We start from the raw sequence: 16,475 nt of genomic DNA on the forward strand, positions 1-16,475 counted from the left end.
AATATGCATTTAGCTTGAAGCCATAGCGGTAACACGTAGCGGCGCATGAGGCAGTGTTAAGCCTTTTGCGTCGTTGATCCAATCTTGTTCTAGATGCAATACGCCGTTATTGATTTGCACACCTTGTGGTGTAATGAAATCTAAATTCTTGTCATCAAACTGAATCATCAAGCCCTTTACCGAAGGCATCATGAAAGACAAAAAGCTTCCCATTTCATTAAAGAAAGCTTCGTACTGACCATACAAAAACGTAAGGTCGTCTTTTGTGTAATACTGCTTAAGATATTCTGGTTTGGTTTCAAGTTGTACCGACATATCACACACGTTCGCGCGTTCGTTTAAATCGATGCGAACCAGTGCGTTGGCAAGTTTCAAGGCCTTTTCGGTAGGCACCGTGAATCGTCCTTCATCACTCACTTCTAAAGGCATTGTTTTCTTATCGGTTACGATAGACGCTCCGTTAACTTTACATAAACGCCCTTCGCCAACACGAACAAACCCGAATGCAAACTGAAGAGCTTGGGTATCTTCATTATCCAGCTTTTTAACATGGCTATAGAAACGGCTGTACTCAACATCTATCGTTTCAGCAGCAACGGAAGAACTGCCTACACCAATAAACAGAGATGAAGCAAAAAATAAAGCAGCGCGTATCATTCGGATAAAAACTCCTCGTTAAATAGGATCATAGTTTGAAGCTCTTCAACATAAGCGGCTCCTCGCTCAGAGTAATTCATTAGCCCTTCAGCTAACGCAACACCAGTAATAGGAATTTGGTTTGCACGCAGTCGGCTGCGGATCTCTCTTAAATCCGCATACGCGTCGTGGCGGTTTAAATTTCGCATGTAGGTGTACGTTGCACGAGACAAACTGTCGAATTTGGCAACTTCATGAGATGCCCCATCGTTTCGACGGTTAGGAACAAAGCCACACCCCTTAGAGAAACACCATAAGCCAAAGAAGTTATAGCCCTTTCTTGCGAACCGGCTGGTGCCCCAAGCTGACTCATTCGCGGCTTGCACGAGCACGAGTTCGGCTGGTAGAACATCAATCTTTTGTAGCAAAGCTAGCAATTTTGATTTTAGCGGCTGCGTTGGCTTAACTCGATATTCCTCTTCTAACCATTCAAGCCTTGCCATATCTTCTTCAGAGAGCGTCTCGTTAGCTAACGCCTTTCTATATAAGGTTTGTACGTAATGTCTTAGCGTGAGTAGATACGCATTCTGCTTCTCTATTTCGGGACGTAAATAGTTAAAAAATGCCTCTTTCTTCTCTTTTACATCTGTATAGGCAGAGAAGTTAGGCACCGGCTTTTTAGCTTCAACCGTTTGCGGTATATCTAAAATATCCGGTTCGTCCTCAGTAAAAATTATGGCGTTAATGACGATTACCGCCAATACGCCTAACGTAATGAGGACAATTTTAAAGGTTTCACGCTTATGCATCGAAGCTAGACTCATTCACATCGTTTTCAGATACTTCCGTGCTTACTCCCTGCTCGCCAATCAGTTCCTGATAGAGCAAGCCCATCATACTAAAATAAAAAGGTAATACCCAAATAAGTGAAAAGCCCAGCGTTAATGGCACCGACACAAACAGTAAAAAGAACACACCAAATATGCTGGCGATTTGAGCCCAGTATGCATTAAATACACGACACGACAGGATGATCGCGCTAATTGGCGTTAACTTTCTGTCAGCAACCAACATAAGTGAAAAGGACGAGGCTAAATAAAAATAAACGCCGGGTATAATAAGCAACATCATACCTAGTTGAACAAGAATACTGTTCACTAGCTGAGTTAGCGCCAGCAAAAATATCAAGGGGAAAAACTGGAATACGGTAAATACTGAAGTTTTAGTGCCGCGGGCAACAAAAACGCCCATCATATACAACCCCGTCAGCAGCGGGGCAACGATGCAGATTGCAACAATTTCTATGATAGACTGATGCTCGAATACATAGGTCCCATCGTCATTTATTGTGATGTACTGCTGAGCAAATACACCTAACACGACAAACGTCAAAAATAGAACAACACTTCCCTGCAGCAATGATGAAAAGTTTGCCTTTGTTAAACCGGCAGCGCGGCGCAATAGACCTTTGGTATCAAATTGATACTGTTTAGACAACGTATTGTTCAGGCGGTCTTGGTTTACGTCTTTCACACAACTCTCTTATCTTTATGAAAAATCGGCGCGATTATACCAATTCACAAAAACAAATGCCTGTTTGTAAGGTAAACAAACGTTAACCTAGTACTAATTTCGCAGCTAAACCGACGAGTAGCACCCCCATCGCACGGTCTAACCAATACCCTTTTTTACCAATAAGCTCAGCTACTTTACTGGTGCTCAAAAGGTATGAAAGAAAACAGAACCACAGTCCAGTAGCTATAGCTAAATAGATACCGTAGCCAAGTTTCACTGTAAATGGAGTATCAATACTAATAATTGCAGTAAACAATGAGAGGAAAAATAGCGTTGCTTTTGGGTTTAGTCCATTTGTGAGAAAGCCCATCCAAACTGCGCGCTTTGCAGATATGTGGGATGTTTTCTTTTCAGCGTTAACTGCCTGGTCCTGCTTTACAGGCCCGCTTCTAAGCGCACCAAACGCAAGGTACAATAAATAAGCTGCGGCGGCATAGCTAAATGTGGTGAATAACCATGGAGTAGTAGCAATAACCACACTAAGCCCCACTAACGAGTAAGCCACATGCAGTAATATAGCTAAGCCAATCCCTATACTGGTGTACATGGCGATACGTCTGCCATAGGCCACGCTGTTTCGAACAACCACCGCGAAATCTGGCCCTGGGCTAGCAACAGCCACAAGGTGTACCAACGCAATGGTAAGAAACTCATTCATATACTGCATGTTATGCGCCTCCTACAGCGCGTACTTTGACATTAATTGATCAACCCATTGTGGGACGATGTGAGAAGCAGGGCCTGTTAGCGATTCATCGAACAATGCATTAGTTACGCCCGGCGCCAAATTTGCCTCTATGGTGTGTGCGCCACTTTCTTTAGCGATCTGAACAAAACCCGCGGCAGGATAGACATTACCTGATGTGCCAATGGCAATAAACACATCAGCCTTTGAAAGCGCATCGTAAATCTCTTCCATGTACATGGGCATTTCACCAAACCACACGATATCCGGTCGTAAGGTTACTCTGTTGCAACACGGGCATTTAGTGGTGTGATCAAAACTATCACTCCAGTCAAAAGTCTGCTGGCTTATAGCGCAGCGCGCAGATAGCAGCTTGCCATGCATATGGTAAACAGACTGGCTTCCACCGCGCTCATGCAAGTCATCCACATTTTGAGTAACCAACATCAGGTTGCTACCGAACGCTTTCTCAAGTTTGGCCAGCGCCTCATGCGCTGCATTAGGATTCACGTCGTCTTGCTGTAACTGCGCACGTCGAGCGTTGTAAAAGCGATAAACTAAGCTAGGATTTTGTTCAAAAGCCTCTGGGGTGGCCACCTCTTCTACGCGATGATTTTCCCAAAGGCCGTCATTATCCCGAAATGTCTTTAATCCAGATTCAGCGGAAATACCCGCACCGGTAAGAATAACAATATTGGGTAGAGATTGATCAGATGGCATCAGGTTGTTCTTACTCTGTAGTTATAGCGCTAATTATACGATTAGCATGTTGTATATTTACTTCGTTAAAAGCCGCGACTCTTTACATATCTTTGACCACAGGATATTGAGTATCAGCGCCCCACTCTGACCAAGAGCCATCGTAGACTGAAACCTGAGTAGCGCCGCACAATAATGCCGCCACACCAATTATGCAGGCGGTAACGCCAGAACCACACGTACAAATAATAGGTTTGCGTAAATCGATATTAGCGCGGTCAAAAATAGCCTTAAGATGATCAACTGGCAAAAAATGCCCGCTTTTGAGTAAGGTGTCAAAAGGAATATTAAACGCTCCAGGCATATGACCTGAACGTACTCCTTCACGAGGCTCTGACACTTCTCCTTTGAATCGCGGCGCGCTACGCGCATCAACAAGTTGTGCTTCAGTATTTATTGCCTGAAGAACTGCACCGGAATTTGCGAACCAACCAGGCCTAGGTGTAGCTTGATAGGTTAATTTTCCGTATTGTTGTTGTTCTGAAACCGGCAGCGCTGCTTTTTCCCATGCAGGCTGTCCGCCATTTAATATATAAACATCTTGGTGGCCCAACGCTTTTAACATCCACCACACTCTTGGCGCAGAATATATTCCACGGGTATCGTATACCGTAATAGGTGTATTCGCTGTTATACCCTGATTACCAAGATAAATTGCAAGGTCATTTGCAGAAGGCATACTGTGAGGGAGACCTGTAGTGTGATCGCTACCTTCACTATCTAAGTCAAAGTCGACTGACGCAGGTAAAACCATTGCCGTGCGCGTATCTGGTGTTTTTGAAACGGGGTCGTCCATTAACGCTCGTACAAGCGTTACCGGCTTTTGTTGCATTACATTGGCTAATTCACCAACTGAGAGCAATACCGATGCCATTACATTCTCCTAAAAGGCACCCACATCAGTGAGTGCCCTGTAATACCCCGATAAAACAAATCGGTACGTATTCAAACACATTACATAGTTAGCTAACCAACTAACCTATGTTGCGGATCTACTTAGCTAAGAGCTGCGATAGCCGCGTCGTAATTCGGCTCTTCTGTTGTTTCTGCAACTTGCTCTGTGTAGACCACTTTGCCTTCGGCATCGATAACCACTACTGAACGAGACAGCAGCCCAGTAAGCGGCGCTGATTCAAAGGTTACACCATAGTCATCACCAAAGCTTGAGCGGAAAGTCGAGCCTGTAAGTACATTTTCAATACCTTCAGCACCACAGAAGCGACCCGCTGCAAACGGAAGATCTGCTGATACACAAATAACTGTAGTGTTATCCAATTTTGCTGCTTCTTCGTTGAATTTACGTACAGACATTGCGCATGTTCCCGTGTCGATAGAAGGGAAAATATTTAATACCACATTTTTTCCTGCAAGCTCAGACAGTGTTACTTCCCCCAAATCTGCTTTCACTAATGTAAAGTCTGGTGCAGATGTACCTACTTCAGGAAGCTGACCCTTTGTCGTAACTGTATTGCCTTGAAAAGTAACTGATGCCATTCGCTTTCTCCGTGTTTTGTTAATATGAAATAGTGGATGTAAAACAATACTTTCGCAAATAAAAGTGACGCTTTTTAAATGTTACTTTTAACCTGCGACTCTGCAAACGCAAGCTTATGCTGCAAATGCGGCTTACCTTTTAAATATTCCCGTCTAAACACACTGAAATAATGCGCTAAGGTTTGTGCCCCTTGCTTCTGTTCTGCAAGGTCTAAAACGCTAATACCAACTTCAGCAGTACAGTGTTGGAAATCATGGGTAGATTCGCGTAGTAAATAATCTGACGCTACGTCCATACTCACGCCCAACACAGGAAAGTCATGCAAGTAAGGGCTCTTCACGAACATTTTTTTTGCTTCACGCCACGTTCCATCCAAGAAAATAAATAGTAACGTTTTCCCAGTATTCAATGGTGGCGTATCAATACAACGTTCAGCTGCAGCATATTCGTGTGGAAATACCACGATAGGAAAATATTTTTCGTTACGAAGTAACGCCAATAGCGCCTCTTCTGGCTCGGTGCGCTTCCACAAGAATGCGTGGTTATCTTTAACCACATCCGCAATTAAACGACCGGTATTAGTAGGCTTATAATATTCGCCTTTGTACATCAAAAACAAAACCGCCACATCAGTGCCAGCCTCAGGCTTAAATTCACAAATACAGTTTTGCGTTGGAAGCAGACACGCCTCACAGCGAACTACTTTACTCCCACGCGCGTGGAATGGACGTTCAGCACGAGATAACTCGTCTAAACGAAGTGACATAACAGAATTCAAGATAGTACGTCTTTGCCAAAATTTTTACGGATTTTACCATAGTAATTGGTGATAAAAGAGCGCAATTGTCTTATCAATTTTTTGATTTAAAGTTTGGAGAATTGGGAGTAGATAAATGGTGCCCGGGGCCGGACTTGAACCGGCACGCTGTTACCAGCGAGGGATTTTAAATCCCTTGTGTCTACCAATTTCACCACCCGGGCATCGGGTTGCTTTTCAGCAAAGGTGTCAGGCGTAGAACCTGATGCTGCGTTGCAGCGTTTGGAGGCGGAACCCGGAGTCGAACCGAGATAGACGGATTTGCAATCCGCTGCATAGCCATTCTGCCATTCCGCCAGATGCGTCTGGCGCGTGATTAAAACTCATCTCTAAAAGATTGGAGCGGGAAACGAGATTCGAACTCGCGACCCCGACCTTGGCAAGGTCGTGCTCTACCAACTGAGCTATTCCCGCATGTCTTAATCGACCATTTCGTTTGGTTGATGTCCTCTCGAAATGTGGGGTGCATTCTACCTACCCATTCAAAACTGTCAACACAAAAAAGCGTTTAAATTGAGATAAATGCGGTTTTTTATGATCGTTTGCTATTTTTTTATTCACTTTGATTAAACCGCGATCAATTCTACTTTGTAGCACCACTTCGAAGGTGTGGCCACGCTGCTTTTGTATAAACAAACATTGACCAAATTGACAGCACTGCAGAGAAATATAAAAGAATATACCCCAAAGAAACCCAATAAATTGTTACGCCCATAAAGGTTTCTAAGCCTGAAAGTAAACCAATTAAGGCTAACATTTGCGCAGTTGTCTTTGCTTTACCTATAAAAGACACTTTAACCGCATCTCTTACGCCATTCGACCCCATCCATTCACGCAACGCCGAAACATAAATCTCACGAACCAATAGCGCTATAGATGGCAACGTGATCCAAAGATTTGCATAACTATGAGTAATCATAAGAAGAGCAGCGCCCACAATCAGCTTATCAGCAACTGGGTCTAAAAACGCACCAAAGGGTGTGGACTGCTGTAGTTTTCTTGCTAAATAGCCGTCAAACCAATCGGTAATGGCGGCAAGCCAAAAAATAAACGCGCCCGCCTCGTGTGCCCAGCGCCAATCAAGAAAATATACAACTACAAATACAGGAATAAGGATTACTCGGAATAAAGTAATACAGTTTGGAACAGTCCACATAAAAAGTACGTCTCGGTGTTATGCCTCTATGGGCGTTTTAGCGCGGTAGCGTATAAGCTCTGCATCTTTCATTTTTGTAACACATTACCTTAATTTGCAATGTAATGCTTGTTACTCATTCATTTATTGATGAAGATGATCATAAATGGTATCCGCCAACTCAGGGCTAATACCAGGTACGCTCGCAATCTCATCTTTGCTGGCTTTTTTAAGGCCTTGTAAGCCCCCCATAAATTTAAGCAGCGTTTGTCTTCGTTTAGCGCCAATACCCGGTATGCTTTCTAAACTAGACGTGGTTTTAACTTTTTGACGTCGGTTGCGATGCCCGGTAATGGCAAATCGGTGTGACTCATCGCGAATGTGCTGAATAAGGTGAAGCCCTGGCGAATGACTGTCCATGGGAAGCACCTGATGACTACCAGCTAGAATTAGCGTTTCTAAACCAGGCTTACGGGTAGTCCCTTTTGCCACACCTAAGAGCATTGGCTTTTTGTCATGCGGCCAGTCTTCAAAAAACGCTTCTGCTTGGGCAAGCTGGCCTTTGCCACCATCAATTAATAGAAGGTCTGGAATTTTTTGCACTTCTTTTACTGATTTGTAGCGACGTTTCAACGCTTGAGCCATGGCCGCGTAGTCATCACCTGGGGTAATGCCTTCTATATTATATCGGCGATAGTCACTTTTGTGCGGACCTTCACGATTAAATACTACGCACGAAGCCACCGTTTGCTGGCCAGACGTATGTGATATATCAAAACACTCCATGCGTTGAATAGGCGTATCAACTTCCAGAGCCGCTTCTAAGTCGAGATAGCGTGCGAAAACAGATTTTTGCTGGCTGTATTGAGCATCTAATGCAGTTTGTGCATTTGACTGAGCAAGTTGCAGGTACTTACGTTTCTCTTCTCTCGCCCCTTTAAAGAAATGCACTTTGTGCCCTGCCTCACTAGCAAGCACCTCTGCTATAGCATCTTCATCGCTTAAGGTGTTACTTAACACTATTTGCTTCGGGATCACTTTGTTGCCGGCCAAATAGAACTGCAGAAAGAAGGATTCAAAAACTTCTTGCTCATCGGCAGTATTAGGTACTTTAGGAAAATAGGCCTTGCTGCCTAACAGTTGCCCTTCGCGAATAAACATTACCTGAATACACGCCATATTGCCTTTTAACGCAAACCCAAACACATCCATCTCGTCTTGGGTACCGGCAACCCACTGTCGTTCCTGCACTTTTCTTAGCGCGTTTATCTGATCGCGGTAACGAGCCGCTGCTTCAAAGTTTAACGCTTCGCTGGCTTTTTCCATCTTTTCCACCAGCCCACCAATGACCTGCTGGTTTTTACCTTTTAAGAACAAGCGTGCAAAATTGACCTGCTCTTTATATTCTTCATCGCTCACATAGCCTTCTACACACGGCGCACTGCAGCGCTGCATCTGATACTGAAGACAAGGTCTACTGCGTGCTCGGTAATAGCTATCTTCGCACTGACGTACGGGGAAAATTCGCTGCATTGAACGCAAGCTTTCTCGCACCGACCACGCACTGGGGTATGGGCCAAAGTATTCGCCCTTTTTCTTTTGAGGGCCGCGATGAAAAGAAAGCCTTGGATGTTCGTGATCGGATAAGAAGATAAAGGGATAAGACTTGTCGTCACGCATGACCACGTTGTAACGCGGTTTGTATTTCTTGATGAAGTTGTTCTCAAGCAAAAACGCTTCGGTTTCGCTGTTTACAACCGTGACATCCATGTTCGCAATCTGACTAACTAGCGAACGCGTTTTGGCGTTATCAAGATTACTACGAAAATAGCTTGATACACGCTTTTTAAGGTTTTTGGCTTTTCCTACGTAAATAACCTCTTCCTGACTATTGTACATGCGGTACACGCCAGGTTGAGAGGTTAGATTCTTAAGAAATGCTGCTGAATCAAATGCAGACATAATCACTTTGACGTTGCGCGTCTAGTGACGCTTAAAAGGTGTTAGGATTGATAAGCTTATGGCGATAGGCCAAGTGCGTTAGCTCTACATCAGAATTTACGCCTAACTTTTGAAACATTCGGTAACGGTAAGTATTAACCGTTTTTGAGTTAATACTGAGTTCTCGGGCTATATCCGGCACTTTGTGACCTTCGGTTAATCGCATTGCTATTGTAAGTTCTCTACTCGATAGCTCGTCAAACGGATTATCCGAACTAGGCAATAACTTACCGATGGCTATGCTATTGGCCACTTCTTGATCAACATACTTTTGTCCTGCCGCAACTTTATGGATAGCGCGTATTACTTCGTCTGGCTCTGCATCTTTTGTCAGAAAACCGTATGCGCCTGCGTCCATAACTTGCATTGGAATAGGACTTTCCTTGTGCATCGAAACACAAATAACACGCGTATTTTCAGACATACGAACAATTTTCTTTGTCGCTTCCAGTCCGCCAATACCGGGCATATTCACGTCCATGAGTACCACATCTGGCGCGTTTTTTCGGCACAAAAGTACCGCGTCTTCACCGTTCTTCGCTTCTGCGAGGATAGTAAAATCGTCTACGTCTTCCAGAATCCGGCGTATCCCTGTTCTGACCAAATCATGGTCATCTGCTAGGATTATTTTTATCACTCTAGTATCTCACTGACTTCAGTTTTACATACAACTGGAATAAAGACTGATAATGCTCATTAATGAGAAGTATTACCAGCCTCTAACCTAATCCGAGTCATCATACCACGAGATAAGAATTCGTGAAGTAGAGATACACAATTTGAAACTAAATTATTGATCTAGATTACTTTTAGGCAGCTATTTAGGTAATTCAAACCACAAGGCCACACTTTCCTCTGAGGCTTTCAGACGAATGATGTCTTGCTCGTAAATACCCAAAGCATCGCCTGCCCCTATTTCAACTGCATTCGTTTCACTGTCTACCATAGCCTGTACATTACCGCTAATCATGTGAAGGTAACCCTTTTGGTCTTCGGTGCCATGCTCCCATGTTTCGCCAGCTTTCAACGTTAAACGGCTGATTGCCGCATTTTGCTTAATGCGTAATGACCCTTCCCTACCGTTATCACTTACTAATAATTCAAGCTTTGAATCATGGTTATTTCCACCCGCCTGTTTGCCAAAGGTTTTTTGCGCATAGCTGGGCGTACCGCCTTTTTCATTGGGCACAATCCAAATTTGCAGAAAGTTAACAGGCTCTTCAGTAGAAGGGTTAAACTCTGAATGCATAATACCCTTACCTGCACTCATTACTTGCACGTCACCCGCAGGCACTACGTACTCGTTACCGGTATTATCTTTGTGCTTTAAAGCACCGCTCACAACATATGAAATTATCTCCATATCTCTGTGACCGTGGGTTTCAAAACCTCTGCCGGCCTGTACAACATCGTCATTGATAACCCGTAGCGCTGAAAACCCCATATGTTTTGCATCATAATAATGTCCAAACGAAAAGCTATGTTGGCTTTTTAGCCAGCCAAAGTTCACTTTTCCTCTTTCATTCGCTTTTCTCAAATACATCATCTTGCATTCCTTATAACCGTAAGCCGCCACTGACTCTTCTGCCCAACAGGAGTAACGCTGGGCGATAGAACATGTGTTAAGGGCTAATTATTTAATAAGGTCATTTTAATCCTCTTTAATAGAAATAAAATGTCATATATTTGAGCTTATTATTCTAATATTTAGAATTAAAGTAACTATCGGCCAACAGATGCGGGTTAAGCTACGCTAAGAAATAAAGCACAGTCTTTGCAGCGCGGTTTCTACAACCGCAGGGTGACAGGCTAAATTTAGCCTAATATGGTTTGGAGAACCAAAGGTCGCGCCATCGTTACCTATCACGCCTCGCTCAATACATCCTTCCACAGTGGTCACGGGTGAATATTTGAGAGGTTGACGAGAAGCGTCACCTAAAGGAGCTTCATCCACAGAAGCGATACCGTTCGGCTGTGTTAAATGCGAAGGGAATGTTGAAAGGTCTAGCCACAAGAAATAACCAGCGCTGCCCATTGTATAATTAACATATAAACCATAGTGCTCAAAGAAGCGCACAACAAGCTTTCGGTTGAAGCTCAACGCACTTTTTACGTTGTCTAACCAAGTACTTCCCTTCTCATAGGCGGCAATCAACGCAACTTTTCCTAAGTTACTTGCGTTAAGATGCCTGCTATTAATAGCTTGGGCAAACGTCTCTCTGATCGTTCTATCCTTAATGACCGCATATGATGCACCTGGAATACTCGCTAGGTTAAACGCCTTTGATACGCTATTGATGTGGATAATGCGTGGCAGTTGATGAGTATGGATGTTGCCACCGTTTTGACTTTCTTGGCGCCTCTCGCTCTTATTGCTTACCTCTGCACCAAACATGGGGATTAGCGTTGGTTCATTTGACGAGTTAAATGCAAACTCGCTGTGCACCTCATCAGTGATCATTAAAATATCGTTCTTGGCGCAGAAGCTCATAATAACACGCTGCTCTTCTGCACTTAACACTGTACCTGTAGGGTTATTAGGATGGCAAATCACGAATGCGGCCGCAGCACTATAGAAGGCTGAAGTATCTATAGTTGCGTTAACACCTTCGACGTCTTCCTGACGACTCTTGTCGCTATCCTTTGTCGCGGCAACTTCAGAAAGCTTAGTCTGAATTTGACGCGCGTTTTGAATGACTGGAATAGATACTGGCGTTAAGCCGTTATTATTAATGGCCTCTGTTAAAGGGGAATAGGTTGGTGTTAAAACCATGACTTTTTGACCAGGTTGGCAAAAAGTGTGAAGCGCAACGTCTATTGCTCCTATTGCGCTCGCAACATCCACAACATCACCACTTTCTACTTTAAAGCGACCACTTTTTTGCGTGGTACGCTCAAAACGTTTTGCCACCGCGTCACCGATATCAAGGGACTGATATCCATAAGTAGAGCGAAGGTTTTGTGTAATCGCGCTGAGAATTGCATCACAAGGCGGGATGTCCATATCCGCTATCCACATTGGAATGGGGTCTTGCTGAGACGCGACAACGTTCGCTTGAGATGAAGACGCGCCCTGCAAGCGGCGAAATATCGCTGAATATTTAAGACGAGTTTGATCGAGTTTCAGGTGAGAAGGTGCCTGCCATACATCCTTGTAAAGCATAAACTCGCTTTGCATAGCGTTGAACACGGGGAGATGGCTTAACGCGTTGCTCACCTTCACATTATCCTATCTATATAGCCTTACGCATTTACTATTGGCTAAAGGCCTTCTGAAATCTATTATATTTATAAGCGCGAAACACGCGTACCGCGCTCACTTTATACTGTACACACACTTTAATAGACACCGTGTTATTCTATCTTTTCAAACATGTTAAATTCAGAAAGCGTATGTTGGTATTTCCGCTTTGTTTCTCGAATGACAAATGGAATGTCTTTAGGTTCAGCAATTCGTTTAAAGCTCTGACCTAATGCATCTTCAAGCGCCTGAGTAGAGCTAAGCGTTTCACCATTTTCATCTTTGTAGCCGCCCAACCATTCACTTCTTTCGGTATACTCTTCCAACCATGTAAAGGGACTGGCGACAACGAGCAATCCACCTTTATTTAGCCGCGTGGCCATGTCCGTTAATACCTTTCTTGGACTATACACTCTATCAATAAGGTTGCCTAAGAAGATCAAGTCGTAGCCTGTGAATTGCGGCTTCAAATTACACGCATCACCTTGTGCGAAAGCAACGTTGTCTACACTGTCGTCTAAACCGAGCGCAGAGAGCTTGCGCGCCTTAAACGACGTAAGTTCACCTTCTTCTATAAGGTTATAGCGTATTTCACCACGCTCTTGCATCTCAAACGCTGTTTTTATAAAGCGTGCAGAAAAATCGATGCCATCGACATGTTCGAAGTATTTTGCAAGTTCAAAGGTAGACCGACCAACGGCACAGCCCAAATCTAACGCTTTAACGTGTTGACGCCCTTGCATAGCGTCAATACAAAACTGCGCACTGGCTTTAGCAAAATTAGGGACGCCGTAGTACTCGTCGCCGTAATGGAATTCACTGTATTGCGAAACCTGTGTATCACTTTCATAATCAAAATCGTTCACTGCTATAACTCGCTTTCCTTGAACATACCGAAACCCCGCGTGCTGAAAGAAGTGGCGCCTAAAAGCGTAACGACTATCTTTCATTGCTTCGTTACCTGTAGATGCCCAACTACCGCCTTTAATGAGGTTATGCTTATTGTCGAATGTGGGTGTCGTAAAGTCGTCATATAAAGGATGAACGTTAAAGCCCTCAAACGGATAGATGGGTGTTTCTGTCCATTGCCATACGTTGCCAACAACATCATAAAATTCGCCGGACTTATTAACATTAACAGGTTCACTCGACGCATACTTTTGCAGCGCTATATTAAATCCTTCGCTGTATACGGTTTGTGTTACACCAGCCTGCTGACGTAACGCTTGCCATTCATTTTCAGTCGGTAGACGGATAAGCTCACCCGTTTTTTCACTCAAGTAGTTACAAAACGCTTTCGCTTCATGATAATTCACATCCACAGGCCAATCTAAAGGTAGTGGATGCTCTTCAAGCATGCTGCGATATAAATAATCATCACCCTTTTTTATCCAAAATACAGGGTGCTGAGCTTTAGTATATTCACGCCACTTATTACCTTCAGCCTCCCAATATTTTGCGTTGTTATAGCCGCCGTCTTGCACAAACGATAAATACTCACCATTACTTACAAGAAATTTAGACGCACTAAACTCACTAACGGATTCTTGCTGAGAGCCATATTCATTGTCCCAGCCGTAATAAGCACTATCCCACGCTTTGTCATTTATAACTTTCTGTGCCGGAACGGTCATTAAAACATTAGCCTCTAACGCTTCAGCCTTAGTTTGCATAGTGCTACATGCAGGCCATTCTGGGCTGGGGCGTACCGATGCAATGGGAAGCTGTCGGATTAGAACAGATGAGGTTTCTAAATGAATACGTTCATGCTCTATTCCCATAACAACGGGCCACATTGGGCTTTCCCAGTCAATAGGCATGCTGAAAGACATGGTATCTATTAAATCGCATACCAACGTGCGCACTTGATTACGATATTGACGTACCTCTTCCACCTTCGGCCAGTCGTAATTTTCATCGCTAAGATCATCCCAACTCATTTCATCAACACCAATGGCAAATAGCGATTCAAATTTTGGGTTAATGCGCTCGTTTATTGCCTTAGACAGTACTAATTTATTGATAAAGAAAGTAGCAGTATGACCAAAATAGAAAATTAACGGATGGCGCAACTTTTCAGGTCGTTGATAAAATACGTCATCACTGGCAAGACAAGAGAAAAGCGATTCGTAGGTATCAAAGGAATCCAGGAAATAAGCCTTTATTTCTTGTCTCTTTTGCTCAACTGTTCCGTCCCGTAAATTAAGTGTGGGCATTGCCTGCATAATGTCCTCTCGATTTTTGTTATTACTACCAACTGCGTAGGACCAGCGCCATAAAAATAAAAGAAGAGCGCTTTAAAATGCCGTAATGATTTCAGTTGATTGTAAACCTTTTTATATATATCAAGCTTTTGTGAATAAAGCGCGACATAACTAGGTTTTTATGAAGTGTTTTGTAGTTACAAGATACAGACAGGATGAGATCAGAAAATATTTCACCCATAAAAAAACCCGCAACTAAGTGCGGGTTTTTCGTATTTGGCGGAGAGTGAGGGATTCGAACCCCCGGTGGGTTTGACCCCACGTCTGATTTCAAGTCAGGTGCATTAAACCGGGCTCTGCCAACTCTCCTGAAGTGACGCTTATCTTAATGATTTACGTGACGCTGTAAAGCACTAATTTCAATTAAATCAATCAACTGGTGAAATATTCACCTTTTCGCAAGAATAATAACCATCTTGGTAGAAAATGACCTGCGTTCTCATTATTTAAAAACACGATTAGCGTTAACCTACTATAAATGCACGTAAAACTTAAAACGAAGTTTTTTAAAAGCGATTGAAGTTCTCACTCAAAAATTCTCATTAGGTATTCTATGCACGTCGACAGTTCATGATGCCAAAATGATAATGTTCGTTTAGCTTTGAACAATATAGTTTTGCGTAGGTTTCACTCTTGGCTATAGCCATATACTAAAGCGAGTAAATTTAGCCCATAAAAAAACCCGCAACAATGTGCGGGTTTTCATAATATGGCGGAGAGTGAGGGATTCGAACCCCCGGTGGGTTTGACCCCACGTCTGATTTCAAGTCTTTATGTGGGACTGTAAAGCACTAATTTTAACATTTTTACTCAAACGACCAATTGATAATCAAAGTGTTCAAAATTTAATTGCTCTCGTTTAACGCAACCGGTATCCAATCAGGTGTTGCACTGACGCGGCAATGTGAAGCACTGATCAATCACACCACATAAACATGCTTGCAGGTTTGGTTAGAAGCGTTAAAGAAAGAGCTTTATCAGCTGCTCTATTGTTAACGCCATAACAAACATGGAGTGGAAGAAGGTGCTCTTCTCTAGGGTGGGCGTATCGCGCATCCGGCGCGCTGTACCATTCAACAAGACGAGCTTTGCGTTCATTCTCGCTGTAGGCACTGGTCTGCATAGTTGTCTGAAGCCAGTTATTAAAGCGCGTTGCTTTTCGCATTGCCTCACCGGAGCTATCAAAAAAGCCCTGCATATTGTGAAAAGAAGACCCCGAGCCCAATACTAAAATATTCACTTCGTTCTTTGCTTCACTATTAACAGGCTCTACCCCGAGTTCAACAGCTTTCCTAATTGCTTCCCCCAATAGCACATGCTTTTCCGAATCCAAATCAGACGTAATGGATAGTTGAATACAAGGCACATCGGCACTGGGATACATAATACTTAGGGGAATGAACATTCCATGATCGAAACCACGTGCCCTATCCTCCCGTACAGCGATGCCTTGCCCTGCTAAACGCTTTAGTAATAAAGTTGCGAGTGCTACTTCCCCTTTGGCCGGATATTCAAGGGAATACGCCTCTTTAGGGAAGCCATAATAGTCATAAATCAAGGAAGGTTCTGGGTGAGTAGTTACACAGACTTCAGTATCTTCCCAATGGGCACTAATCACTATGACTGCATCAGGTTTGGGTAAATCTGTTGATAATGCTTTGAGCGCTTCAATCATTTCAATGTGATAGGCAGGCATTCTCGCCTCTCCTACTGACTGCATTTCAAGAAGTGGAAGCGGCCCTCCACCATGAGAAATATAAGCGGTGTTAATTCTCACAGACGGGCGAGTTTTCGTTCGCTGTTGCATAAAACCATACCTTGTTAGATGTAGAGAATACCATTCCTGCATTCCCACGCTTCGCTAGGA

Annotated in this window: 15 protein-coding genes and 4 tRNA genes; all 19 read right to left on the reverse strand. The window is 43.5% G+C overall.

The genetic code is table 11. From position 1 onward, the window contains the following. Window positions 1–9: 9 nt before the first annotated feature. Window positions 10–657 (reverse strand): DUF2987 domain-containing protein, encoded by a 648-nt coding sequence (locus MHN02_RS18785; RefSeq protein WP_239247675.1) that lies wholly within the window; start codon window positions 655–657, stop codon window positions 10–12. Further along, window positions 654–1,445, reverse strand: a complete 792-nt coding sequence (locus MHN02_RS18790) for a glucosaminidase domain-containing protein (RefSeq protein WP_014949601.1) — start codon at window positions 1,443–1,445, stop codon at window positions 654–656. Before MHN02_RS18790 ends, MHN02_RS18785 begins: the two co-directional genes overlap by 4 nt. Continuing rightward, entirely contained in the window at window positions 1,438–2,169 is a 732-nt protein-coding gene (locus MHN02_RS18795; protein WP_014976628.1) for a stress protein, read from the reverse strand. The genes MHN02_RS18790 and MHN02_RS18795 overlap by 8 nt, the downstream gene beginning before the upstream one ends. Window positions 2,170–2,251: 82 nt before the next feature. Beyond that, on the reverse strand, window positions 2,252–2,878 hold the full coding sequence (locus MHN02_RS18800; RefSeq protein ID WP_014949603.1) for a LysE family transporter: 627 nt from the start codon (window positions 2,876–2,878) through the stop codon (window positions 2,252–2,254). A gap of 12 nt (window positions 2,879–2,890) precedes the next feature. Beyond that, window positions 2,891–3,616, reverse strand: a complete 726-nt coding sequence (cobB, locus tag MHN02_RS18805; RefSeq protein ID WP_187446478.1) for a Sir2 family NAD+-dependent deacetylase — start codon at window positions 3,614–3,616, stop codon at window positions 2,891–2,893. A gap of 82 nt (window positions 3,617–3,698) precedes the next feature. Next, the gene (locus MHN02_RS18810; protein ID WP_075177962.1) at window positions 3,699–4,529 is read right to left on the reverse strand and encodes a sulfurtransferase; all 831 of its coding nucleotides are present in this window, start codon (window positions 4,527–4,529) and stop codon (window positions 3,699–3,701) included. A gap of 122 nt (window positions 4,530–4,651) precedes the next feature. After that, on the reverse strand, window positions 4,652–5,149 hold the full coding sequence (tpx, locus tag MHN02_RS18815) for a thiol peroxidase (protein WP_014949606.1): 498 nt from the start codon (window positions 5,147–5,149) through the stop codon (window positions 4,652–4,654). 74 nt (window positions 5,150–5,223) lie between these two features. Then, window positions 5,224–5,916, reverse strand: coding sequence for a DTW domain-containing protein (locus MHN02_RS18820; RefSeq protein ID WP_239247676.1), 693 nt, complete (start codon window positions 5,914–5,916; stop codon window positions 5,224–5,226). 128 nt (window positions 5,917–6,044) lie between these two features. Next, window positions 6,045–6,131: transfer RNA gene (locus tag MHN02_RS18825), tRNA-Leu, on the reverse strand. 59 nt (window positions 6,132–6,190) lie between these two features. Continuing rightward, a tRNA-Cys gene (locus MHN02_RS18830) sits at window positions 6,191–6,264 on the reverse strand. Window positions 6,265–6,305: 41 nt separating this feature from the next. Beyond that, a tRNA-Gly gene (locus MHN02_RS18835) sits at window positions 6,306–6,381 on the reverse strand. Window positions 6,382–6,550: 169 nt separating this feature from the next. Next, window positions 6,551–7,123: a CDP-diacylglycerol--glycerol-3-phosphate 3-phosphatidyltransferase gene (pgsA, locus tag MHN02_RS18840; RefSeq protein WP_014998466.1), complete on the reverse strand. Its 573-nt coding sequence runs from the start codon at window positions 7,121–7,123 to the stop codon at window positions 6,551–6,553. Between the two features lie 123 nt (window positions 7,124–7,246). Then, window positions 7,247–9,064: an excinuclease ABC subunit UvrC gene (gene uvrC / locus MHN02_RS18845; protein WP_239247677.1), complete on the reverse strand. Its 1,818-nt coding sequence runs from the start codon at window positions 9,062–9,064 to the stop codon at window positions 7,247–7,249. A gap of 31 nt (window positions 9,065–9,095) precedes the next feature. Further along, window positions 9,096–9,740 carry a UvrY/SirA/GacA family response regulator transcription factor gene (gene uvrY, locus MHN02_RS18850; RefSeq protein ID WP_014949610.1) on the reverse strand — a complete coding sequence of 215 codons (645 nt, stop codon included), beginning with the start codon at window positions 9,738–9,740 and terminating at the stop codon, window positions 9,096–9,098. A 180-nt stretch (window positions 9,741–9,920) separates the two neighbouring features. After that, window positions 9,921–10,649 carry a pirin family protein gene (locus MHN02_RS18855; RefSeq protein ID WP_239247678.1) on the reverse strand — a complete coding sequence of 243 codons (729 nt, stop codon included), beginning with the start codon at window positions 10,647–10,649 and terminating at the stop codon, window positions 9,921–9,923. A gap of 207 nt (window positions 10,650–10,856) precedes the next feature. Then, window positions 10,857–12,320, reverse strand: coding sequence for an aminotransferase class I/II-fold pyridoxal phosphate-dependent enzyme (locus tag MHN02_RS18860; RefSeq protein WP_239247679.1), 1,464 nt, complete (start codon window positions 12,318–12,320; stop codon window positions 10,857–10,859). Window positions 12,321–12,457: 137 nt separating this feature from the next. After that, window positions 12,458–14,569: a 5-histidylcysteine sulfoxide synthase gene (ovoA, locus tag MHN02_RS18865; RefSeq protein WP_239247681.1), complete on the reverse strand. Its 2,112-nt coding sequence runs from the start codon at window positions 14,567–14,569 to the stop codon at window positions 12,458–12,460. A 256-nt stretch (window positions 14,570–14,825) separates the two neighbouring features. Beyond that, window positions 14,826–14,917: transfer RNA gene (locus MHN02_RS18870), tRNA-Ser, on the reverse strand. 607 nt (window positions 14,918–15,524) lie between these two features. Further along, window positions 15,525–16,415: a class III extradiol ring-cleavage dioxygenase gene (locus MHN02_RS18875; protein ID WP_239247683.1), complete on the reverse strand. Its 891-nt coding sequence runs from the start codon at window positions 16,413–16,415 to the stop codon at window positions 15,525–15,527. Window positions 16,416–16,475: the final 60 nt, after the last annotated feature.

The organism is Alteromonas sp. CNT1-28, from assembly GCF_022348345.1.
Classification (GTDB): domain Bacteria; phylum Pseudomonadota; class Gammaproteobacteria; order Enterobacterales; family Alteromonadaceae; genus Alteromonas; species Alteromonas macleodii.

Excerpts from the sequence above, each read along its gene's own strand:
- MHN02_RS18785 (WP_239247675.1), bottom strand. The coding sequence starts at position 657 with ATGATACGCGCTGCTTTATTTTTTGCTTCATCTCTGTTTATTGGTGTA.
- MHN02_RS18875 (WP_239247683.1), bottom strand. The coding sequence starts at position 16,415 with ATGCAACAGCGAACGAAAACTCGCCCGTCTGTGAGAATTAACACCGCT.
- pgsA (WP_014998466.1), bottom strand. The coding sequence starts at position 7,123 with ATGTGGACTGTTCCAAACTGTATTACTTTATTCCGAGTAATCCTTATT.
- ovoA (WP_239247681.1), bottom strand. The coding sequence starts at position 14,569 with ATGCAGGCAATGCCCACACTTAATTTACGGGACGGAACAGTTGAGCAA.
- tpx (WP_014949606.1), bottom strand. The coding sequence starts at position 5,149 with ATGGCATCAGTTACTTTTCAAGGCAATACAGTTACGACAAAGGGTCAG.
- MHN02_RS18820 (WP_239247676.1), bottom strand. The coding sequence starts at position 5,916 with ATGTCACTTCGTTTAGACGAGTTATCTCGTGCTGAACGTCCATTCCAC.
- MHN02_RS18810 (WP_075177962.1), bottom strand. The coding sequence starts at position 4,529 with ATGGCATCGGTATTGCTCTCAGTTGGTGAATTAGCCAATGTAATGCAA.
- MHN02_RS18800 (WP_014949603.1), bottom strand. The coding sequence starts at position 2,878 with ATGCAGTATATGAATGAGTTTCTTACCATTGCGTTGGTACACCTTGTG.
- MHN02_RS18855 (WP_239247678.1), bottom strand. The coding sequence starts at position 10,649 with ATGATGTATTTGAGAAAAGCGAATGAAAGAGGAAAAGTGAACTTTGGC.
- cobB (WP_187446478.1), bottom strand. The coding sequence starts at position 3,616 with ATGCCATCTGATCAATCTCTACCCAATATTGTTATTCTTACCGGTGCG.
- MHN02_RS18790 (WP_014949601.1), bottom strand. The coding sequence starts at position 1,445 with ATGCATAAGCGTGAAACCTTTAAAATTGTCCTCATTACGTTAGGCGTA.
- uvrC (WP_239247677.1), bottom strand. The coding sequence starts at position 9,064 with ATGTCTGCATTTGATTCAGCAGCATTTCTTAAGAATCTAACCTCTCAA.